Genomic DNA, 19,882 nt, shown 5'->3' with positions numbered 1-19,882 from the left:
CACGGGCGCGGGGCTGTATCGATGTGCGGCTCCGCCGCGTGGGCGCGACAAGCCCCCACCGGCCCGCGCCTGATCACCGGCCGGTCACACTGCCGCTTCCTCCTGGAACAGACCCCGTCAGCTTCCGGCCATCCGACGTCGACACCCTGACTGAGTGTTGGCCATGGCTTTCCCCGTCGATCTCCGCCGCTGCCAGATACTCGGTCTGGCCGGTACCGCCTTCCTCGCGGCGGGCGGTGAGACGGCCGGCGCCCTGCCCGTACGGGACCTCCTCCACCCGGCCTCCGCCGGCGCGGCCCTCGGTCTGGTCGGTGTGTACTTCGGCGTCGTCCTGCTGATCGCGGCCTGGGTGCTGCTGGGCCGGCTGGTGCGCGGGCCTCGGCCGCCCACTCCCCGAGCCCTGCTGCTCGTCCTCGTCGTCTGGGCGGCACCGTTGCTGCTCGCCCCGCCGCTGTTCAGCCGGGACGTCTACAGCTACCTCGCCCAGGGGGCGATGGTCGACGCGCACTTGGACGTGTACGCGCACGGCCCGTCCCAGCTCGGCGGCCCGCTCGCCGACGAGGTCGCCCCGCTCTGGCGGCACACCGGAGCCCCGTACGGCCCGGTGTTCCTCGCCGTCGCGGCGGCCCTGTCCGCTCTGACGCGGGGTGAACTGCCCGCCGGGCTGTTCGGGATGCGGCTCGTCGCCCTCGCCGGCGTGGCCTTGATGGCGGCCGCACTGCCCCGGCTCGCCCGCCACAGCGGCGCCGATCCGTCCGCCGCGCTGTGGCTGGGCGCCCTCAACCCGCTCGTCCTGCTGCACCTGGTCGCGGGCGCCCACAACGACGCCGTCATGCTCGGCCTGCTCGGCGTCGGCCTGGTGGCGGCGCTCGGCCGGTGGCCGGTCCTCGGCGCCGTCCTCGTCACGCTCGCCGCCCTGGTCAAGGCGCCCGCCGTGCTCGGCCTCGCCGCCGTCGTCGTCCTCCAGGTCCGCGCGGGCCGCAGTCCGGCGAAGGCCCTCGTGACCACCACCGTCGCTGCCGCGGGGACGACCATCGCGGCCACGGCCGTGGCCGGCACCGGATACGGCTGGATCGGCGCCCTGAACACCCCGGTCTCACCCCAGAACTGGGCCCTGACCACCCTGCTCGGCCGCGCCACCCGGGCCCTGCTGGAACACCTGGGCAGCGATCTCGCGCCCCTGGCGATCCCCGTCTGGCACGCGCTCGGTATCGCGGCGGCCGTCGTCGCGGTCGTGCTGATATGGCTCCGGCTGCGCCCACGACCGGTCTACGCGCTCGGCCTGAGCCTCGCTGCGGTGGCCGCGCTCGGCCCCGCGATCCGCCCCTGGTACGCCCTGTGGGGCCTGTTCCTCATCGCCGCCGCCGCGCCCAGCACGTCCGTGCGCCACCGCACGGCGGCCGTGACCGGTGTGCTCGCGCTCTGCGTCCTGCCCAGCGGCGCCGCGGCGGACACGGGGCAACTCGTCCTCGCCGTCTCCGGCGGCGCGCTCGCGGTCGTCGTGCTGTGGCAGGCCCGCCAGGCCGAGCTCGCCCCGGCGCTGGAGCGCGCGGCATGACCCCGGCCCCGCCGCGCACCGACCGCGGACGACTGCTGCTCCTGCTCGCCCTCGCCACGGCGGTGACCGTCTTCACCGCCACCGTGCCCCTGCTGCGCGACTGGTTCGACCTGCGCGTCTACTACGGCAGCATCGACACCTGGGTCCACCACGGCGGCCGGATCTACGACTACCGGGTGCCCGGCACGACATACGGCTTCACCTACCCGCCGTTCGCCGCGGTCGCCATGCTGCCGATGGCCCTGCTGGACCTGCGCACCGCGATCGCCGCGGCCCTGCTGCTCAACCTGGCGGCCCTGGCCGTGATCCTGCGCCTGCTCACCGGCCCCGAGTGGCGGCGCCACGGCTGGTACGGCTGGGCCCTGATCGCCTGCCTGCTCGCACTGTTCGAACCGCTCCGCGACACCTTCAGCTTCGGTCAGGTCAACCTCCTGCTGCTGGCTCTCGTGCTCACCGACGCGGCGCTGCTCGCCACCGGACGCGGACGCAGGGCGGGCATCGGCATCGGGATCGCGGCCGCGATCAAGCTCACGCCGGCGCTGTTCATCGGGCTGCTGCTGGTGGCCCGGCGGTGGCGCGCGGCGGCTCTCGCCACGGCCGTCGCCCTCGGGGCCACGGCCCTGGCGGCCTGGGGCGACGCGGACGCCTCGCGCTTCTACTGGACGGACGCCCTGTGGGACACCAGCCGGGTCGGGCGCCTCGGCTACGTCTCGAACCAGTCGGTGCAGGGCATCCTGGCCCGGCTCGGCGAACCGGACCGGGCGGTGTGGGCGGCGGCGGTCCTGCTCATCCTCGGTGTGTGGGCGCTGCGGGTGCGGCGGGCGGTCGCCGCGGGGGACTGGACGTCCGCGTTCGCCCTGACCGGCCTGGCCGCCTGTCTCGTCAGCCCGATCACCTGGGTGCACCATCTGGTGTGGCTGCTGCCGTCCTTCGCCGTGCTGATCCGTACCGGGCACCCGCGGATCGCGGGCGCCCTGTACGCCGTGCTGTGCACCAGCGTGGTGTGGCTGTGGTTCGACGACGCGTCCGGCGTCGACGGGTTCCTGGGCAGCAACACCTACGCCTGGATCACCCTGGGCCTGCTGCTGTGGCTGCCGGTCGGTCAACTCCCTTCGGACCGGCGGACCGGCAGCCGCAGCACCAGCACGACGACCGCCGCGCCCAGCCCGACAGCACCCACGATCAGCCCCGCCTCGGTCCAGGCGGAGCCGGGTTCCTCAGGCACGGCCGCGGCGGCGGCCGCGGGCAGCGTCGTCGCCCCCGGCCGCGCGGGGGCCCGCGGGGCCTCGAGCGAGCCCACCGGTTCGACCCTCGCGGCCGACCGGAACCCCCAGTCGAGCAGTGAGCGCGCCTCCTCGTAGACGGCGGCCCCGCCGCCCTGCTGAGGGTTCATCACCGTCACGACGAGGGTGCGCCCGTCCCGGCGCGCCGCCGCGACGAGCGTGCTGCCCGCCTTGCTGGTGTAGCCGTTCTTGATGCCGATCAGCCCCCGGTACGGCTTCACACCGCGGGTGCCGCTCAGCAGCCGGTTGGTGTTGTGGATCGCGTACGACCAGCCGCCCCCACCGGGGAATCTGGCCTCGACCGTGGCGCAGTACCGGGCGAAGTCCGGGTTGCGCAGCCCCACCCGGCCGAAGATCGCCAGGTCGAACGCCGACGACACCTGGCCCGGCGTGTCGTAGCCGTCCGGCGACAGCACGCGCGTGTCGTGAGCGCCCAGGGAGCGGGCCTCGGCCTGCATCCGCCGGGCCGTGGCCCGCCAGCCGCCGTTCAGTTCGGCCAGGACGTGCACGGCGTCGTTGCCGGAGTTGAGGAAGACACCGCGCCAGAGGTCGGCGATCCGGTAGGTACGGCCTTCCGCGACCCCGACCAGGCTGCTGCCGGCACCGACGCCCCGGAGTTCCTCCGCACGGACCGTGTGCCGGACGCTCGACGGCAGCGCGGGCAGCACCGTGAGGGCGAACAGGGTCTTCAGCGTGCTGGCCGGGGGCAGCCTGCGATGCGCGTTGTGTGCGGCGAGCACCTCGCCGCTGCGGGCGTCGGCCACCAGCCACGACAGGGCGGAGACCTCCGGGAGACGGGCCACCCCGGCACGCGGGCGGACATGGGTACCGGGGCGGTGCAGCAGCGAGGGGTGCGGGGCCGCCGCCCTCGGCCCGGCGGGCGCACTGGGCTCCGCCCTGCCGGAGACGTCCGCCGCGGCGGGCACCACCGCCAGGAGCCCCGCCGCACAGAGCACACCGGCCGATACGGCCATCCGGAATGAGAATCCGAGGATCATATGATTAACGTAGAAACGGATGCGCTCCGCACGGCGATGACCGGGCCGAACACCGTCCGCGAGCACCCGGATGCCACACCGGCGGCGTCCCGGCACGGGGTGGTCGGGGGCGTGTCCGTCAGCCCGAGGGCAGGGTCGGCTGGATGCGCCGCAGGAACGTCGCGTTGTCCGGTGTCTCGCGCATCCGCTCCAGGAGGGTCTCCAGACCGCCCTGGCCGTCCCGGCTCTGCAGCACGCGCCGCAGGCCGTACATGGTCGCCAACTCGGCCGGGGGCAGCAGGAGTTCCTCACGGCGGGTGCCGGACGGGGTGATGTCGACGGCCGGGAACACGCGGCGGGACGCCGGGTCGCGGCTCAGGCGCAGCTCCATGTTGCCGGTGCTCTTCAGCTCCTCGAAGTAGAAGTCGTCGGCCCGGGAGCCGGTCTCCACCAGGGCGGTGGCGAGGATCGTGAGGGAGCCGCCCTCCTCGGCGGCCCGGGCGGCGCCGAAGAACCGCTTGGGGCCGGTCAGCGCGGACGCGTCGACGCCCCCGGTGAGGGTGCGGCCGCCGGACGCGGCCGCGTTGTTGTGCGCCCGGCACAGCCGGGTCAGCGAGTCGAGGAGGATGACGACGTCCTCGCCGGCCTCGACGAGCCGCTTGGCCCGTTCGATCACGAGCTCGGCGAGCGCGATGTGCTGCTTGGCGCTGCGGTCGAAGGTCGAGGCGTACACCTCGCCCCGCACGCTGCGCCGCATGTCGGTGACCTCCTCGGGCCGCTCGTCGAGCAGCAGCACCATCAGCCGGCTCTCGGGATGGTTGCCGGCGACGGCGGCCGCGAGCTGCTGGAGGATGACGGTCTTGCCGGTCTTGGGCGGGGCCACGAGGAGCCCGCGCTGGCCCTTGCCGACCGGCGCGATCAGGTCGACGACCCGTCCGGCCAGTCCCGCGGCCGGGTGCTCCAGACGCAGCCGCTCGTGCGGATGCAGCGGTGTCAGGTCCCGGAAGTGACGCCGGCCCCGCGGTTCCCCGGGCTCGCGGCCGTCGACCCGTACGACGTCGGTCAGGCCGCGCCGGTCGCCGCGCACGCCCTCTACGAGGTCGCCCTTGCGCAGGCCGTACCGGCGGATCAGCGCGGGGGAGACCGGAGGGTCGGCGGGTGTGGGCAGGTAGTCCTCGCCGCGCAGATGCCCCTTCCCGGCCGAGTCGATGTCGAGGACGCCGGTCGCGGTCTGGGCGGTCTGGTCCTGGGACTGCCGCTGGACGGGTGGGGTTTCGAGTGTGGTGGTCATGGTGGTGTGTCCTTTCAAGGACGGAAGGCATGGGACATGCGAAGGAAGGGGGAGAGAGCCGCGATGGGAGGGCCTTGGGCACGCCTCCGGGCGGCGAGAACAGCACAGCACCCTGGCTACGACGAAGAACGTCCTGCTCAGCGAGGTGGTGCTGGAATCAGAGAGAAAGAGAAGAAATGAACTGGCACCGGCGCCCAAAACCTGGGCGTGCACGAGTGCTGATGGCACTGTACCACGGGACGAGATGCCGGGGGAGTGAGATGTCCCTCAGCGGCCGGCCAGCAGTCCGTACAGCAGCGGGATCCGCGGCTCGGGCAGCCGCCACCAGCCGGACTCCGTACGGACCATCTGCGGCCAGCGCGGCCAGGGAAGTTCGTCGCCTTCCCGCAGTCGCCGCACGGTGAGTCCCGCTCCGGTCAACGCGTTGACGATCTCGCCCATTCCGTGCATCCACTCGTAACTGTCCGTGGCACCCTCGACGGCCGGGCCGTCCGTGTAGGTGCGGGTCGCGTCCCGGCGCACCGGACCGCCGCCGCTCAGGTAGTCGTGGCGCAGAAGCAGCTCGGGGCCTTCGCCCGGAGCGGGTTTCGGGCCGAGGGAGTTGAGCAGGGGGTGGAACTCGACGACGTACAACCGGCCGCCCGGCCGCAGGAGCCGGCCGACGACCTCCGCCCATCGGTCCAGGTCGGGCAGGTAGCACAGGGCGCCCTTGCCGGTGTAGACGACGTCGAACAGCCGCCCGTCCAGGGCCTCGACGGCGTCGTACACGTTCGCGTGCACGTACGTCACGTCCGCGCCGGCCTTCGCGGCGATGCCGGTCGCGGCCGCCACCGACGCCTCGGAGAAGTCGAGGCCGACGGCACGGGCTCCGCGCCGGGCCAGGGCGATCGTCTCCGTGCCCAGGTGACACTGCAGGTGCAGCACGTCACGCCCGGCCAGTTCGCCGAGGTCCTCCCACTCGAAGGAGGCGAACCAGCGCTCGGGGTCGAGGTCCTGGTCGAGGCCGTAGAACCGGCTGGCGAGATGGACGGGTGTGCGGGCGTCCCAGTTGGCCTGGTTGGCCCGCATCAGCGCGTCGTGCTCGGCGGACGTCATGGGGCCATCCAACCAGACGCGTTGCTCACACCGAGCGTGCTCGCGCCTCCTCGGCGATCCGCTCGAACTGCGCGCCCATGGCCGCCGCGAGCGCCTGTGCCCCCGACAACGGGCGCACCATCACGGTGAATTCGTCGATCAGCCCGTCCTCGTCGACGTGGATGAAGTCGCAGCCGCTGATCTCCCGGTCGCCCACCCGCGCGGTGAAGACGAGGGCGTGGTCGCGGCCGTCCGTGTCGTTGATCTCGCGTACGTAGCGGAAGTCCTCGAAGACGCCGGAGACGGCGCGCAGGATCGCCGCCGTGATCGCCTTGCCGGCGTACGGCTTGAACACGACCGGGCTGGTGAACACGACGTCCGGCGCCAGGAGCGCCTCGGCGGCGTCGAGGTCGAGTGCCTCGACGGCCTCACGGAATGCACGCATCGAACCTGCCTTAGTCAATTAGTTGAGTAGGTGCGGATGAGATTAGTCAACTGCTGTTACCGTGTCCACATGTCTCTGAAGTACGCCGTTCTGGCCGCCCTCCTGGAAGGGGAGGCCTCGGGCTACGAGCTCTCCAAGGTGTTCGACGTGTCGCTCGCGAACTTCTGGGCCTCGACACCGCAGCAGCTCTACCGGGAACTGGAGCGCCTCGCGCAGGACGGGCTGATCGAGGCCAGGGTCGTACGCCAGGAACGGCGGCCCGACAAGCGGATGTTCACGCTCACCGAGGCGGGCCGTGAGGATCTGTGCACGTTCGCCGCCACACCGCCCCGGCGGCCCACCGCCATCCGGGACGAACTCCTCATCAAGATCCAGGCCATGGACGGCGCGGACCCCGAGGCCACCCGCGCGCTGGTCGAGGAGCGAGAGGCGTGGGCTCGCGGCAAGCTCGCCCGCTACCGGCGCGTCCGCGAACGCCTGCTGGCCGGCCGCAGCGAGGAGGAGTACCTGCGGGAGGCCGATCGCGTCGGCCCGTACCTCACGCTGATGGGAGGCATCGGCTTCGAGGAGGAGAACCTCCGCTGGTGCGAGCGCGTACGCACGGTCCTCAAGCAGCGAGCTCCCCTAGGCTGAGCCGATGTTCAGCCCCGAAGGTCCCACGCTGCGCGAGCTCGCCGTCCAGGCGCTGTCGTCCGTCGAGCGCGGCTACGACCTCCTCGCGCCGAAGTTCGACCACACCCCCTTCCGGACTCCCGACGCGGTCCTCGACGCCGTCGGGTCGGCACTGCGGCGCAGGGGACCCTTCGGCGCCGGCCTCGACCTGTGCTGCGGCACCGGTGCGGGCGTCGGCGTGCTGGCGGGGGTGTGCCGGGAGCGGGTCACCGGCGTCGACTTCAGCGCGGGCATGCTCGACATCGCACGGGAGCAGGTCAGGCCGGCGGGGCCGCCGGTCTCCTGGGTCCGGGCGGACGCCCGCGCCCTGCCCTTCGCGCCCGCCTTCGACCTGGTGGTCAGCTTCGGGGCCTTCGGGCACTTCCTGCCCCGTGAACTGCCCGCCTTGTTCGCGCAGGTCCGCTCGGTCCTGCGGCCGGGCGGCTGCTTCGCGTTTCCGCTGGTCGCCCCGCCCCGCCCGGGCTCGCTCGGCTACTGGATGCTGCTCGGCTTCGACGCGGTGATGCGGGTGCGCAACGCGCTGTGGCGGCCTCCGTTCGTCATGTACTACCGCGCGTTCCGCTTCGGGGACGTACGGCGCGAGCTGGCACGCGCCGGCTTCCGGGTGGACCTCCACGCCCTGCCGGAGTTCGGACAGCGACGGGGCGGCAGCCCGCGGGTGCGGCTCGTCGTGGCCCGGGTGCCGGTCTAGTCGGCCCGGCCCGGCAGGGTGAACTCGTAGACCAGCGCGCCCTGTTGGGCGTCCACGACGAGGTCGGTGATCTCCAGCGGGCGCGCGTACTGGTCGTGCACCTGCCGGGTGACCCGCACCGACGGCGTGCTCGCGAGGCGGGTGATGGCGTCGCGGTGGTGCAGGGTCAGACCGGCCCGGCGCATCCAGTCGTAGGCTCGACGCAGGTGCGCGGTGGCGGTGCCGTCGGCCCGGTCGCGGTAGCGGGCCAGCTCCTCCACCTCCGCCAGTGCCACGGCCGAGAAGGACGTCACCGCGCTCCGCAGCCCGCGGCCGTCGGCGGTCGCGTACCGGTAGTTGTGGACGAGGGTCGGCCGGCCCGGGGCCAGCCCCAGGGCCTCGGCGTGGCCCGGCGGGGGAGGCTCCCAGGTGACGGTGGCGCGGGCGACCGTGCCCGGAGTGGCGGCCGCCGCGCCGACCGGGAAGGCGAGCGAAGCCGGGGTTTCCACCGGCAGACCGGGCAGGGTGGCGTGGCTGCCGCGCCGGTCGGTGGCGACCAGACCGTCACGGCGCAGCAGCTCCAGCGCCTGCCGTACGGTCTCCCGGCTGACCCCGAAGTGCTCGGCCAGCCGCCGCTCGCCCGGCAGCCGTTCACCGGGCGGGATACGGCCGTCGCGCAGTTCGCCGAGCAACTGCGTCGCGATCCGCCGGTACAGAGGCTCTTCCTCGGCCGGCGGGTGGTCGTGCGGGGTGGTGCGGGCCATGCCGCGCCTCCTGGTGGTGACGTGCGGTAGTGGTACGGGCTCGGTGCGCCACCAGATCTAGCATTGGTCTAAACCAGACGGGAAGGGCGGCCGGGCGGTTCGGCCGAAACCGGCCCGCCCGAGCCCGCCGTCACAGCGCGCTGTACAAAGCGTCGACCAGTGCCATCTTCCGCGGGTCGTCCGCGATATGAGGCCCCATACGGTTCATCACATACCCCAGGGACACCTTCGCCTCCGGGTCGGCGAGCCCGCAGGAGCCGCCGAAGCCGTCGTGACCGAAAGCGCGCGGGTTGGGTCCGTAGGAGCCGTTGGATCCGCTGAGCCACAGCCCGAGCCCCACCTCCGTCTCGTTCTCGAACCCCGCGCCGAGCACCAGGTCCCGGCAGCTGCCCTGCCCCTCGCGCACCCGCTCGGCCGCCTCGGGGGACAGAACGCGGTGGTCGCCGTACGACCCGCGCCCCGCGAAGACGCCGTAGAGCGCGGCGACCGCGAGCGCGGTGCCGTGCCCGTTCGCCGCCGGAATCTCGGCGGACCGCCACCCGGCCGTGTTGGCCCCGGCGGCGGCCACCGGCGGGTTCGTCAGCGCCGCGATCGCCGCCGGTGCCAACTGGGCGAAGACAGCGGCCTGTTCACTGCTCGCCGTCACCGGCGGCTGGACCAGCTCGGCCACCCGGCCGGAGTCCTTCGCCGGCAGTCCGATGCGGAAGTCGATCCCGAGCGGCGTGGTCACCTCCCGCTCCAGGAAGGCCCCGGGGCGCAGCCCCGAGACGCGCCGTACGACCTCGCCGACCAGATGACCGTAGGTCAGCGCGTGATAGCCGGACCGGGTTCCCGGTTCCCACCAGGGCTGCGTCGCCGCGAGCCGCTGTGTGGTCAGCTCCCAGTCGCAGAGCTGCTCCAGCGAGTGCGGTTCGCGCAGCCCGGCCAGACCGGCGCGGTGGGACAGCAGATGCCGTACGAGAACCTTCTCCTTGCCCGCCGCCGCGAACTCGGGCCAGTACTCGGCGACCGGCGCGTCGAGGTCCAGCAACCCCCGGTCGGCGAGGATGTGCGCGCACAGGGCCACCGGGCCCTTGGTCGTGGACCACACGTTGACCAGCGTGTCCCGCTCCCACGGCCGGGAGCGCTCCGCGTCGGCCCAGCCGCCCCACAGATCCACCACTGTCGCGCCGCCTACGGTGACGGCCACCGCGGCGCCCAGCTCGCCCCGCTCCCGGAAGTTCTCCTCGAACGCCCTGCGTACCGCCGTGAACCGCGCGTCGCAGTGCCCGCGTACCTGTGTCTCGTTCTCGGACATGAGCCCCTCCGCCGACCGTCTCGGGGCCGGGCCGCCGTGGAGCGGCCCGGCCGCGAAGAACGTACCGACTGGTCGGGACCGTGCGGAAGCCTGTCGGCGGTGAACGGCCGGATCAGATGTACGAGCGCATCCAGCGCAGCTTGGCCGCCTCCTGGAAGGGGCCGCCGCCCTCGTGGTCGTTGAAGTCGTACACCTCGATCTCCTTGTCCTCGTGGCTCCAGGCGTTGAAGGCCGCGAAAACGGTGGAGGGCGGGCAGGTCTGGTCCTCCAGGGCGGCCGAGAAGAGCGCCGGGGCCCGGCCGCGGGCGGCGAAGTGCACGGAGTCGAAGTAGGAGAGCGTGCGCAGGGCGTCCGCGGCGCGACCGCGGTGCGTCTTGAGGAAGAGGCCGATCTCCCGGTACGGGTGCCGGTCCGTGAGCGTCGCCGCGCGCGGGTAGTCGCACAGGAACGGCACGTCCGGCCCGATGGCCGCCAGGTCGGGGACCAGGCCGCCCACCGCGATCGTGATGCCGCCGCCCTGGCTCGCGCCGACGGCCACCGTGCGCGTGGCGTCGGTCAGGGGGTGCGAACGGGCCGCCTCCACAGCACGCACGGCGTCCGTGAACACCCGGCGGTAGTAGTAGTTCTCCGGCGCGTCGATACCGCGCGTCATGAAGCCCGGGAAGGCCGGCGCGCCGCCCACCGGGTCCGCCGTGCCGCCGCCCGCGCCCCAGGCGCTGCCCTGCCCGCGGGTGTCCATCACGAAGTGCGCCCGGCCCGAGGACGCCCACAGCAGGTGCTCGTGCGGCAGTCCGCGGCCTCCGCCGTAGCCGATGAACTCCACGACCAGCGGCAGCGGTCCGTCCGCCCCGGCCGGCAGCGTCAGCCAGCCCTTGACCGGATGACCACCGAAGCCGGCGAACGTCACGTCGAACACCTGCACGGTGGACAGGCCTGTGTCGACCGGTTCGAAGCGGGCGTCCAGATCGTGCTGACGCGCCTCCTGGAGCGTCTTGGACCAGAACGCGTCGAAGTCCTCGGGCTCGGGGGACGCGCTGCGGTACTCGCGGAGTTCATCGAGAGGAAGGTCGAACAGGGCCATGCAGGACCGCCTTGGGTGAGGAACATCTGCGGAGACAGAGCGGATGATCACACTACGTGGGCGGTCGGAGGACTCGCCAGGCATTTTGTGCCTCACGCGCGGCGGTGCGTCCACTCCGGTTCGGTACGGGCCCACGCCCGGTCCCACTCGGCCAGCCTGCGGCGCAGCGCCACCCGGCGCACGACGACGTGGCCGAGAACCACCACGAGCACCGCACCGCCCGCGCCACACGTGCCGATGGTGAGGGTGTGCTGCCAGACCGCGGTGCCGTCCACCGGCGGAGGCACGTTCCGCCCCCGGGAGTCGAACCAGACGTCCACGACCTCGCCCTGCCGGGTGCCCGCGGCGACCTGTGCCGTCGTGGTGCGCGTCCCCTCGCCCGGCTCCGTCCAGCGCACGGTCGCGCGGAACGCGTGCTGCCCGCCGGCCTCCGCCGACGGCAGCGAGTCGCCCTTCCTGGCGACCACCTCGGCACGGACGCGATGCCGCTCGGCGCGCTGCTCCACCGATACCGACGTCGCCTCGTCATGGGCCCACCAGGCCGCCGCCGCTCCCGCCAGAGGCGCTCCCACGAGCAGCAGGACGGCGACCACCAGCACCGTCCACGCCTCGACGACATCGGACCGGCGCCGCAGCGGACTGCGCCGCCAACGCCAGCCGCGCACCCGGGTTCGCATGTCGACCTCCTCGCCGTCCGCGTCATGCCACGCCTGCGAGTGCCCGCACGGACCGGGTACCCCCTCCGGCGCGCATCGATCGCTCGTCGTGGCTCCGGTACGGAGCGTCGGGCACGGCAAGCCGCACGGGAGGGCCGACCGTACGGAGAGACGGGCCGTACGGAGAGACGGGCCGTCGCGGGAGTGCCCGGACCGACCCGGGCGAAACACCGAGGGAGGGAGCGCCGTCCAGGTCAGCGCGCCGGCGAGATCAGCCGAAACGCTCGATCCGGACGCGGTCCACGGGCTGACCGGCGGTCACGAGCAGCCGGGAGGCGTGCTCGGCGAAGGAGTTGGAGCCGCACACATAGGCCTCCCACCCACCGGACGGCTGCTCGGCCAGGAGTGGCTCCACATGTGCTGCGGCCATACGTCCCACGGGCACACCCTCCGGCGCGGCGCGGGTGAAGACGGGCGTCGTCTCCGCGCCGAACTCCCGGGCGTAGATGAGCTCCTCCGGGCTGCGCGCGGACACCACCAGCCGCAGCGGCACGGTCAGGTTCCGCGCCCGGTGGTGCCGGACCATCGACATCAGCGGGACGACGCCGGAGCCGGCGCCGATCAGCAGCGCGGGCCGGTCGCCGGGCCAGGCGAAGAAGCCGCTCACCGGGCCCCGCATCTCGACCCGGTCGCCGGGCCGGGCGACGGTGTGGAACCAGCCCGAGACCTCGCCGTCGTCGACGTGATCCAGGGTGAGCTCGATGTGCCCGGAGTCGTCCGGGGCGGACGCGATCGAGTAGTGGCGCTGGGCCGCATAGCCGTCCTCGGCGGTCAGCCGCACCATCAGGTGCTGGCCGGGCAGGTGCCCCGGCCAGTCGGGCACGGCGAACCGGAAGGTGGCGGCACGCGCGGTCTCGCGGCGGATCTCGGTCAGCGTGGCGGTCTGCCACACGGAGGCGGCCTGCTCGCTCACGGCGATGCGCCCGGGCACGGCGAACCGCGTGGGAGGCACGAAGGTCTCAGTCACCGGAGTACCTCTGCTCCTCCCAGGGGTTGCCCCGCTCGTGGTAGCCGTTCTGCTCCCAGAAACCAGGCTCCTCGTGGTCGAGGATCCGCAGGCCCGCGATCCATTTGGCGCTCTTCCAGAAGTACAGGTGCGGCACCAGCAGTCGCGCCGGGCCGCCGTGCTCGGGGGCGAGCGGCCTGCCGTCGTACTCCCAGGCGATCCAGGCACGCCCGCCCGTCAGGTCGGCGAGCGGGAGGTTCGTGGTGTAGCCGGTGTGCGAGTAGGCGACGGCATGGGTCGCCGACCCATGGGGCCGGACCACATCGAGGAAGGCGTCCAGGGACACGCCCGAGAACCGCACCCCGAACTTCGACCAGCTCGTCACGCAGTGGATGGCGCCCTCGTACGCCGACCGCGGCAGCCGGTGCGCCTCCTCCCAGTCCCAGGTGCGGGGCTCGTCCACCAGGCCGTCGACGCGGAACGTCCAGTCGGCGGGTGCCAGGTCGGGAGTGACCTCGGCGGACAGGACGGGCCAGTCGTCGCCGGCGTCGTACTGGCCCGGCGGCAGACCGGGGTCGTCGACGCGGGGGCGCCCGGTGAAGCCTCTGGTGATGTGCATGGGGAGCTGCCTCCGGACCGGGCCGACGGTGCCCCGCCGGGCCGGGATGATCAGTGATGGCGTGTTCAACGGTACGTGCGGTGCGCGCTAGTCGTGCCGACCGGGTCCGGAGCCCGCGTTGTAGCGCACGAGACAGTCGGCGAACAGCGACAGATCCTCGGCCGGCCAGTCCGCCAGCCGCTCCCGGAAGGCGGCCCGGCGGCTCTCGGTGACCTGGCCCAGGATGCGCCGGCCGGACTCCGTCAGATGCAGCACCAGTACGCGCTGGTCCTCCGCGTCGGGGCGGCGTTCGATGAGACCGGCGCGTTCCAGGGCGGCCACCTGGCGGCTGACGGTGGACTTGTCCAGGGCGTAGTGGGCGGCCAGGTCGGTGGCACGGCAGCCGCCGCTCTCCCCCAGATGCCCGAGCAGTGTGTACGACACCAGCGACAGCTCGGGGTGCATCCGCCCCGCCGCGGCACGGGCACGGCGGGCGAAGACCGTCATCTCCCGCTGGATGGTCTCCACGGCGTCGGCTGCGTTCACCTGGCCTCCCTCATGGCGCTGCCGCCTGGTCTTTCCATGGTTGCACAGCCCAACCACTGGCCGGGCGGGCGGCCGATCGCTGTGCCGTACCGGGCGGCCGGACCGTCAGGTAGTGTTGCCGTCCGGCTGCGGACCACCCCAGCCATCGGAAGCCGAGGAGGTGAGACCCATTACCGCTGTGTCAGCTCGGGTGCTCACTCCTCGATGTCGCGCGGATCGCCGCCCGTAGGCGACCGCCGGAGCGCCCTTCGGCTCTCGAAAGGCTCCTGGCTTCCATGCCGTCTGTGTCTTCTGTCCCGCCCTCCACGCCGTTGTCCCGTGCCTCCGTGGCCGACGCCCTGCGCGCCGCGGGGTGCGTCTTCGCCGAGGACGAGGCCGAGTTGATCCTCTCCACCGCGCGCACCCCGGCCGAAGCGGCGGCGATGGTCGAGCGCCGCGTCGAGGGCCTGCCCCTCGAACTCGTCGTCGGCTGGGCCGAGTTCCGGGGCCTGCGCATCACCGTCGCCCCCGGCGTCTTCGTGCCGCGCCGCCGCACCGAGTTCCTGGTGGAGCAGGCCCTCGCCCAGGCGCCCGGCTCCACCGTCGTCGTGGACCTGTGCTGCGGCTCGGGTGCCGTCGGCGCGGCACTGGCCGCCGGGCTGGGCCGCGTCGAACTGCACGCCGCCGACATCGATCCCGTCGCCGTGGGCTGCGCCCGCGGCAACGTCGCCGCCGCCGGTGGTCACGTCCACCAGGGCGACCTGTTCGAGGCGCTGCCCGCTGAGCTGCTCGGCCGCGTCGACATCCTCGCGGCCAACGTGCCGTACGTACCCAGCGACGAGATAGGCCTGCTGCCCCTGGAGGCCCGCGACCACGAGCCACGGGTCGCCCTCGACGGCGGCACGGACGGCCTCGACGTCCTGCGTCGGGTCGCGACCGAGGCCCCCCGCTGGCTGGCCCCCGGCGGCTGCGTCCTGGTGGAGACCAGCCGCCACCAGGCCCCGACCGCCGTCGCCGCGTTCGAACGCAATGGCCTGACGACCCGCCTGGCGGTCTCGGAGGAGCTGTACGCGCATGTGGTGATCGGGGTGGGGCAGCGGGTGCCGCTCAGTCCGGGGCCGTCGCCCGTGCGATGAGCAGGGCCACGTCGTCGAAGTTGTCCGGCTCGTGGAGTGTGCGCAGGAGCAGGTCGCAGACCTCCTCCAGGGGGCGGTCGGGGCCGTCGAGCAGGGACAGGAGGGTGTCGAGGCGTTCGTCGAGCGGGTCGCGGCGGGTCTCGACGAGGCCGTCGGTGTAGAAGACCAGGCGGTCGCCCGGTTCGAGGTCGACCGTGGTCGTGGAGAAGGGGACGCCGCCCACGCCGAGCGGCACGCCGGTCGGCAGGTCGAGCAGCTCCGGGGGGTGGCCGGCCCGGACGCGTACCGGTGGCAGATGCCCGGCGTTGGCGATCCGGCACTGCCGCAGATGCGGGTCGTGGACGGCGTAGACGCAGGTGGCGATGGCCTGCTCCAGCCCCTCGGTGATCTTGTCGAGGTGCTCCAGGAGCCGGGCAGGATCGAGGTCGAGGGAAGCCAGCGTGTTGGTCGCCGTACGCAGCCGCCCCATGGTCGCCGCCGCGGGGATGCCGCTGCCCATCACGTCGCCCACAACGAGCGCGGTGGTGCCGTCATCCAGCGGGATGACGTCGAACCAGTCGCCCCCGACCTCGCTCGTGGCCCCGGCCGGCTGGTAGCGGGAGGCGACCTCGAGACCGTCCGTCACTGGGGGGTGGCTGGGCAGCAGGCTGCGCTGGAGGGTGAGCGCGGTGTCCCGGGCGCTCTGGTACCAGCGGGCGTTGTCGATCTGCACGGCCGCCCGGGCGGCCAGCTCGCGCGCCAGCAGCAGGTCGTCCTCGGTGAACGGCAGCGGATTGCGGGTGCGCTTGAGATCCAGCGCACCCAGCACCTCGCCGCGCGCGATCAGCGGCACCGCCAGATAGGAGTGCACCCCGGCCCGGCCCAGCAGCTTCGCCGCCTCCGGGGAGCGGGCGATACGGGGCAGATCCTCGTCCTTGACCTGCGGCAGCATCACGGGACGGGCCGTGCGCACGCACTCGGTGACGAGCCGGTCGGGCGCGTACCGGGCCACCTGCCCCGGAGGGTCGGCCGCCTCCAGGGCCTCGACCGAGTCGTACCCCTGGACCGCCAGCGCGCGGATCACGGCCGACTCGGCGGGGCCGAGGCTGGTGCGCCGCCCCTGCACCACCGCGTCCAGCAGATCGACGGCCGCGATGTCGGCGAGTTCCGGCACGGCCACGTCGGCGAGCTCACGGGCGGTGCGGTCCAGGTCCAGCGAGGTGCCGATCCGGCCGGAGGCGTCCGCGATCAGAGCCAGACGCCGCCGCGCGGCCTCGGCCTCGATGCCCGCCCGGTACTGCTCGGTGACGTCGACGATCGAGACGGCCACGCCCAGCACCGTCCCGAACGCGTTCTCCAGCCGGTACAGGGAGATCGACCAGGCGTGGTCCTGGTCCGGGTCGGCCGGAGTGCGGCCGATCGTGGACTGGTCGACGACCGGCGTGCCGGTGTCCAGGACCCGGCGCGCCGCGGCCTCCAGCGCCTCGACGTCCATCTGCGGCACCACCTCGTGGACCGCGCGGCCCAGGTGCTCCTCGGCCGGCACGCCGTTGATCTCCTCCAGCGCCGCGTTGACCGAGACGTACCGCAGCTCGGTGTCCAGCACGGCCAGCCCGATCGGGGACTGCGCGATCATCCGCGTCGACAGCGCCACCTCCCGCTCCAGCCGGTGCACGGTCGACTGGTCGGCGCACAGCCCCAGCGCGTAGACATCCCCCTGATCGTCCAGCAGCCGCATGTTGCGGAACTCCACGAGCCTTGTGCTGCCGTCCTTGCGGCGGATGGGGAAGGCCCCGGCCCAGCTCTGCCCGGTGCCCATGACGTCCGCGAACAGCTTGACCACGAGGTCGATGTGCTGCTCGTGGACCATGATCCGGGCGGCGTACTCCCCGAGCGCCTCCCGCGCCTCGTACCCGAACAACTCCTCGGCCTGAGGGCTCCACAGCACGATGCGGCCCTCGGAGTCGAGGACCACCGAGGCCACGCGCAGGACGTCGAGCAGCCCGCTCGGTCGCACCGACCCGCGCGGGGGCTCGTCGCCCTCGGCCACGGGAGACCCGGCTGCACTCATCCCACGCCCCGCCTTCGCCGATCCTCGCGGCACGCCGTCATGGTGCCGACACCCCATGTTCTACCGCGCGGAGCCGTTTCCTCGAGGCCCCTTCCGTCACCTTCCACCATCTCCCAACACGGCGCGTACCGCCCCGCAAACCGGTCACCACAACAGAGGCGCTGCCGGTAGTGCTCGTCGGAAGGTGGTGCTTTGCTGGGGTAGGGGCGGATACGGCAGCGTGGCCAGAAAGGGAGCGTCACGATGGACCTTGAGCGACCGCACCCCCACTCCGTCTCGGTGGAGATCAGCGGATGCAGCAAGCACGACGCCCGGATCGTGTTCGACACGCTGTGCGCCTGCTTCGAGTCGGACCGGTGCGCTGACGACGTGCCCGAGGAACTGCACGAGACCCGTCCGACCGTGTGGCTCGGCACCTTCGACGTCGCCGACACGCACGAGGGCGCGCGGCCGGCCCGGCTGTCGTCCTCCGTCGACGCCGACCTGCACGGCGGGTACTGGGCGATCGAACAGTTCCGCATGAGGCTGGACTCCCTGTTCGTCGTGCAGGACCTCACCACGGTCCCCGGCGACCAGGAGGAGGAACTGCACGTGCGCCTCGAGAGCCGCTGACCGCCGCTCACGCCCCCCCACCAGACCGAAGGCCATGGCCCCTGGTCATGGCCCTGCTGTGCCCTCCATCACCTTGTGCAACTAGTTGCATAAACCGTCGGTAGTCGTCTACAACTACAGGCACGACACCGCGCACGGAGGGCCCGATGAGCCGTTACCCGCACCTGCTGACCCCCCTCGACCTGGGCTTCACGACCCTGCCCAACCGGGTCCTCATGGGCTCCATGCATGTCGGTCTGGAGGAGGCCGAAGGCGGTTTCGAGCGCATGGCCGCCTTCTACGCCGCCCGCGCCCGCGGGGGAGTGGGCCTGATCGTCACCGGCGGCATCGCACCCAACGACGAGGGACGTCCCTACGAGGGCGGCGCGAAGCTCACCACCGAGGCGGAGGCCGAGCAGCACCGGGTCATCACCGACGCCGTGCACCACGCGGGCGGGCGGATCGCGATGCAGATCCTGCACTTCGGCCGGTACGCCTACCACCGGGACCTGGTCGCGCCCAGCCCGATCCAGGCGCCGATCAGCCCCTTCCCGCCCCGCGAGCTGAGCGACGCCGACATCGAGCGGACCATCGACGACTACGTCCGCGCCGCCCGTCTGGCCCGGCACGCCGGCTACGACGGCGTGGAGATCATGGGCTCCGAGGGCTACCTCATCAACGAGTTCATTGCCCGCCACACCAACCAGCGCACCGACCGCTGGGGCGGCTCGTACGAGAACCGCACGCGTTTCCCGCTCGAGATCGTGCGGCGGGTGCGCGAGGCGGTCGGCGAGGACTTCATCGTCGTCTACCGGCTGTCCATGCTCGACCTCGTCCCGGGCGGCTCGACGCTCGACGAGGTGATCACCCTCGCCAAGGCCGTCGAGGCCGCCGGGGCGACGATCATCAACACCGGCATCGGCTGGCACGAGGCCCGCATCCCCACCATCGCCACCTCCGTGCCGCGCGGCGCGTACACGTGGGTGACCAAGCGGCTCATGGGCGAGGTGTCCGTCCCGCTCGTCACCACCAACCGCATCAACACCCCCGAGCTCGCCGAGGAGCTGCTCGCCGAGGGCGCGGCCGACATGGTGTCGATGGCCCGCCCGATGCTCGCCGACCCGGACTTCGTCACCAAGGCCGCCGCGGGCCGGCCCGAGGCGATCAACACCTGCATCGGCTGCAACCAGGCCTGCCTCGACCACACCTTCAGCGGCCTGATCACCTCCTGCCTGGTCAACCCGCGCGCCTGCCACGAGACGGAACTCGTGCTCTCCCCGACCCGGCTGCGCAAACGCGTCGCGGTCGTCGGCGCCGGACCGGCCGGCCTCGCCTGCGCCGTTTCGGCGGCCGAGCGCGGCCACGACGTCACCCTGTTCGACGCCGCGAGCGAGATCGGCGGGCAGCTCAACGTCGCCCGCAAGGTCCCCGGCAAGCAGGAGTTCGACGAGACGCTCCGCTACTTCCGCACCCAGCTCGACTGGCACGGTGTCGACGTACGGCTGAACACGTCCGTCACGGTCGCGGACGTCGACGGCTACGACGAGGTCGTCGTCGCCACCGGCGTCAGTCCGCGCACCCCCGACATCCCCGGCGTCGACCACCCGAGCGTCCTCGGCTACCTCGACGTCCTGCGCGACGGCGCCCCCGTCGGCGACCGGGTCGCGATCCTCGGCGCGGGCGGCATCGGGTTCGACGTCGCCGAGTACCTCACGGACGGCGGTGACAAGGCCCATGAGAACCCGGCGACGTACTTCCGCCAGTGGGGCGTCGACCTCGACTACCACACCCCCGGCGGCCTCGCCGCGCCCGAGCGGCCCGCCCCGCCGCGCACCGTCCACCTGCTCCAGCGCAAGACGTCCAAGGTCGGCGCCGGACTCGGCAAGACCACCGGCTGGATCCACCGCGCCGAACTCAAGCACCGCGGCGTCACCATGGTCCCGGGCGTGCGCTACGACCGGATCGACGACGCCGGACTGCATGTCACGGTCGACGGCGCGAGCACGGTGCTGGAGGTCGACACGATCGTGCTGTGCACGGGCCAGGAGCCGCGCCGCGGTCTCTACGAGGAGCTGGTCGCCGCCGGGCGCAGCACGCACCTCATCGGCGGCGCCGACGTGGCCGCGGAACTGGACGCCAAGCGCGCCATCAAGCAGGGCACCGAGCTGGCGGCGGCGCTGTAGGGGGCCTGCCGCCCGTCCCTAGGAT

General features: G+C 72.8%; 18 protein-coding genes and 1 pseudogene. 7 read left to right on the top strand and 12 right to left on the bottom strand.

All coding sequences use genetic code 11. The features are described 5' to 3' along the window. The first annotated feature begins 163 nt into the window (after window positions 1-163). Complete coding sequence (gene mptB, locus OHU35_RS02895; RefSeq protein WP_405504456.1) at window positions 164-1,558, top strand: polyprenol phosphomannose-dependent alpha 1,6 mannosyltransferase MptB; 1,395 nt, start codon at window positions 164-166, stop codon at window positions 1,556-1,558. Next, window positions 1,555-2,919 carry a glycosyltransferase 87 family protein gene (locus tag OHU35_RS02890; RefSeq protein WP_308400973.1) on the top strand — a complete coding sequence of 455 codons (1,365 nt, stop codon included), beginning with the start codon at window positions 1,555-1,557 and terminating at the stop codon, window positions 2,917-2,919. Before mptB ends, OHU35_RS02890 begins: the two co-directional genes overlap by 4 nt. A gap of 35 nt (window positions 2,920-2,954) precedes the next feature. Here the strand turns inward: OHU35_RS02890 and OHU35_RS02885 are convergent. The 4 genes and pseudogenes from OHU35_RS02885 to OHU35_RS02870 all read right to left on the bottom strand — a co-directional run. Next, window positions 2,955-3,815: pseudogene (locus tag OHU35_RS02885) on the bottom strand (D-alanyl-D-alanine carboxypeptidase family protein); the annotation flags it as partial. A 142-nt stretch (window positions 3,816-3,957) separates the two neighbouring features. After that, window positions 3,958-5,109 carry a transcription termination factor Rho gene (gene rho / locus OHU35_RS02880; RefSeq protein ID WP_189725187.1) on the bottom strand — a complete coding sequence of 384 codons (1,152 nt, stop codon included), beginning with the start codon at window positions 5,107-5,109 and terminating at the stop codon, window positions 3,958-3,960. A 267-nt stretch (window positions 5,110-5,376) separates the two neighbouring features. Then, window positions 5,377-6,204, bottom strand: a complete 828-nt coding sequence (locus tag OHU35_RS02875; RefSeq protein WP_189725188.1) for a class I SAM-dependent methyltransferase — start codon at window positions 6,202-6,204, stop codon at window positions 5,377-5,379. A gap of 25 nt (window positions 6,205-6,229) precedes the next feature. Beyond that, complete coding sequence (locus tag OHU35_RS02870) at window positions 6,230-6,628, bottom strand: nuclear transport factor 2 family protein (RefSeq protein WP_189725189.1); 399 nt, start codon at window positions 6,626-6,628, stop codon at window positions 6,230-6,232. Window positions 6,629-6,697: 69 nt separating this feature from the next. On the opposite strand from OHU35_RS02870, the gene OHU35_RS02865 reads away from it, so the two are divergent. Next, a complete protein-coding gene (locus OHU35_RS02865; protein WP_189725190.1) occupies window positions 6,698-7,261 on the top strand; it encodes a PadR family transcriptional regulator in 564 nt (187 codons plus the stop codon). A gap of 4 nt (window positions 7,262-7,265) precedes the next feature. Continuing rightward, on the top strand, window positions 7,266-7,991 hold the full coding sequence (locus OHU35_RS02860) for a class I SAM-dependent methyltransferase (protein WP_405504454.1): 726 nt from the start codon (window positions 7,266-7,268) through the stop codon (window positions 7,989-7,991). Here OHU35_RS02860 and OHU35_RS02855 read toward each other — a convergent pair. The 7 genes from OHU35_RS02855 to OHU35_RS02825 all read right to left on the bottom strand — a co-directional run bounded on the left by OHU35_RS02855 (window position 7,988) and on the right by OHU35_RS02825 (window position 13,918). Then, window positions 7,988-8,734, bottom strand: coding sequence for a GntR family transcriptional regulator (locus tag OHU35_RS02855; RefSeq protein WP_189725192.1), 747 nt, complete (start codon window positions 8,732-8,734; stop codon window positions 7,988-7,990). The genes OHU35_RS02860 and OHU35_RS02855 overlap by 4 nt on opposite strands. Before the next feature lie 130 nt (window positions 8,735-8,864). Continuing rightward, the gene (locus OHU35_RS02850) at window positions 8,865-10,031 is read right to left on the bottom strand and encodes a serine hydrolase domain-containing protein (RefSeq protein ID WP_359894766.1); all 1,167 of its coding nucleotides are present in this window, start codon (window positions 10,029-10,031) and stop codon (window positions 8,865-8,867) included. Window positions 10,032-10,143: 112 nt separating this feature from the next. After that, a complete protein-coding gene (locus tag OHU35_RS02845) occupies window positions 10,144-11,112 on the bottom strand; it encodes an acetylxylan esterase (protein WP_189725194.1) in 969 nt (322 codons plus the stop codon). A gap of 92 nt (window positions 11,113-11,204) precedes the next feature. Next, complete coding sequence (locus tag OHU35_RS02840; protein ID WP_189725195.1) at window positions 11,205-11,789, bottom strand: hypothetical protein; 585 nt, start codon at window positions 11,787-11,789, stop codon at window positions 11,205-11,207. Window positions 11,790-12,039: 250 nt separating this feature from the next. Further along, the gene (locus OHU35_RS02835) at window positions 12,040-12,795 is read right to left on the bottom strand and encodes a ferredoxin reductase (RefSeq protein ID WP_189725196.1); all 756 of its coding nucleotides are present in this window, start codon (window positions 12,793-12,795) and stop codon (window positions 12,040-12,042) included. Next, complete coding sequence (locus OHU35_RS02830; protein ID WP_189725197.1) at window positions 12,788-13,393, bottom strand: sulfite oxidase-like oxidoreductase; 606 nt, start codon at window positions 13,391-13,393, stop codon at window positions 12,788-12,790. Before OHU35_RS02830 ends, OHU35_RS02835 begins: the two co-directional genes overlap by 8 nt. 87 nt (window positions 13,394-13,480) lie before the next feature. Beyond that, the gene (locus tag OHU35_RS02825) at window positions 13,481-13,918 is read right to left on the bottom strand and encodes a MarR family winged helix-turn-helix transcriptional regulator (protein ID WP_189725198.1); all 438 of its coding nucleotides are present in this window, start codon (window positions 13,916-13,918) and stop codon (window positions 13,481-13,483) included. Between the two features lie 275 nt (window positions 13,919-14,193). On the opposite strand from OHU35_RS02825, the gene OHU35_RS02820 reads away from it, so the two are divergent. Further along, window positions 14,194-15,033 (top strand): putative protein N(5)-glutamine methyltransferase, encoded by an 840-nt coding sequence (locus tag OHU35_RS02820; protein ID WP_233878768.1) that lies wholly within the window; start codon window positions 14,194-14,196, stop codon window positions 15,031-15,033. On the opposite strand, the gene OHU35_RS02815 is transcribed toward OHU35_RS02820, so the two are convergent. Then, window positions 15,005-17,083, bottom strand: coding sequence for a SpoIIE family protein phosphatase (locus tag OHU35_RS02815; RefSeq protein ID WP_189725200.1), 2,079 nt, complete (start codon window positions 17,081-17,083; stop codon window positions 15,005-15,007). The genes OHU35_RS02820 and OHU35_RS02815 overlap by 29 nt on opposite strands. Before the next feature lie 243 nt (window positions 17,084-17,326). Here OHU35_RS02815 and OHU35_RS02810 point away from each other — a divergent pair, with 243 nt between their 5' ends. After that, window positions 17,327-17,695: a hypothetical protein gene (locus OHU35_RS02810; protein ID WP_189725201.1), complete on the top strand. Its 369-nt coding sequence runs from the start codon at window positions 17,327-17,329 to the stop codon at window positions 17,693-17,695. A gap of 146 nt (window positions 17,696-17,841) precedes the next feature. Next, on the top strand, window positions 17,842-19,857 hold the full coding sequence (locus tag OHU35_RS02805; protein ID WP_189725202.1) for an NADPH-dependent 2,4-dienoyl-CoA reductase: 2,016 nt from the start codon (window positions 17,842-17,844) through the stop codon (window positions 19,855-19,857). Window positions 19,858-19,882 lie beyond the last annotated feature (25 nt).

Origin of the sequence: Streptomyces purpurascens, assembly GCF_045040895.1 — a bacterium.
GTDB lineage: Bacteria > Actinomycetota > Actinomycetes > Streptomycetales > Streptomycetaceae > Streptomyces > Streptomyces purpurascens.
This window is presented reverse-complemented; position numbering and strand designations above follow the sequence as displayed.

Bases quoted from the DNA above. Each gene is read 5' to 3' on its own strand.
- mptB (WP_405504456.1), top strand. From the start codon at position 164: ATGGCTTTCCCCGTCGATCTCCGCCGCTGCCAGATACTCGGTCTGGCC.
- OHU35_RS02890 (WP_308400973.1), top strand. From the start codon at position 1,555: ATGACCCCGGCCCCGCCGCGCACCGACCGCGGACGACTGCTGCTCCTG.
- rho (WP_189725187.1), bottom strand. From the start codon at position 5,109: ATGACCACCACACTCGAAACCCCACCCGTCCAGCGGCAGTCCCAGGAC.
- OHU35_RS02875 (WP_189725188.1), bottom strand. From the start codon at position 6,204: ATGACGTCCGCCGAGCACGACGCGCTGATGCGGGCCAACCAGGCCAAC.
- OHU35_RS02870 (WP_189725189.1), bottom strand. From the start codon at position 6,628: ATGCGTGCATTCCGTGAGGCCGTCGAGGCACTCGACCTCGACGCCGCC.
- OHU35_RS02865 (WP_189725190.1), top strand. From the start codon at position 6,698: ATGTCTCTGAAGTACGCCGTTCTGGCCGCCCTCCTGGAAGGGGAGGCC.
- OHU35_RS02860 (WP_405504454.1), top strand. From the start codon at position 7,266: ATGTTCAGCCCCGAAGGTCCCACGCTGCGCGAGCTCGCCGTCCAGGCG.
- OHU35_RS02855 (WP_189725192.1), bottom strand. From the start codon at position 8,734: ATGGCCCGCACCACCCCGCACGACCACCCGCCGGCCGAGGAAGAGCCT.
- OHU35_RS02850 (WP_359894766.1), bottom strand. From the start codon at position 10,031: ATGTCCGAGAACGAGACACAGGTACGCGGGCACTGCGACGCGCGGTTC.
- OHU35_RS02845 (WP_189725194.1), bottom strand. From the start codon at position 11,112: ATGGCCCTGTTCGACCTTCCTCTCGATGAACTCCGCGAGTACCGCAGC.
- OHU35_RS02840 (WP_189725195.1), bottom strand. From the start codon at position 11,789: ATGCGAACCCGGGTGCGCGGCTGGCGTTGGCGGCGCAGTCCGCTGCGG.
- OHU35_RS02830 (WP_189725197.1), bottom strand. From the start codon at position 13,393: ATGCACATCACCAGAGGCTTCACCGGGCGCCCCCGCGTCGACGACCCC.
- OHU35_RS02820 (WP_233878768.1), top strand. From the start codon at position 14,194: ATGCCGTCTGTGTCTTCTGTCCCGCCCTCCACGCCGTTGTCCCGTGCC.
- OHU35_RS02815 (WP_189725200.1), bottom strand. From the start codon at position 17,083: ATGAGTGCAGCCGGGTCTCCCGTGGCCGAGGGCGACGAGCCCCCGCGC.
- OHU35_RS02810 (WP_189725201.1), top strand. From the start codon at position 17,327: ATGGACCTTGAGCGACCGCACCCCCACTCCGTCTCGGTGGAGATCAGC.
- OHU35_RS02805 (WP_189725202.1), top strand. From the start codon at position 17,842: ATGAGCCGTTACCCGCACCTGCTGACCCCCCTCGACCTGGGCTTCACG.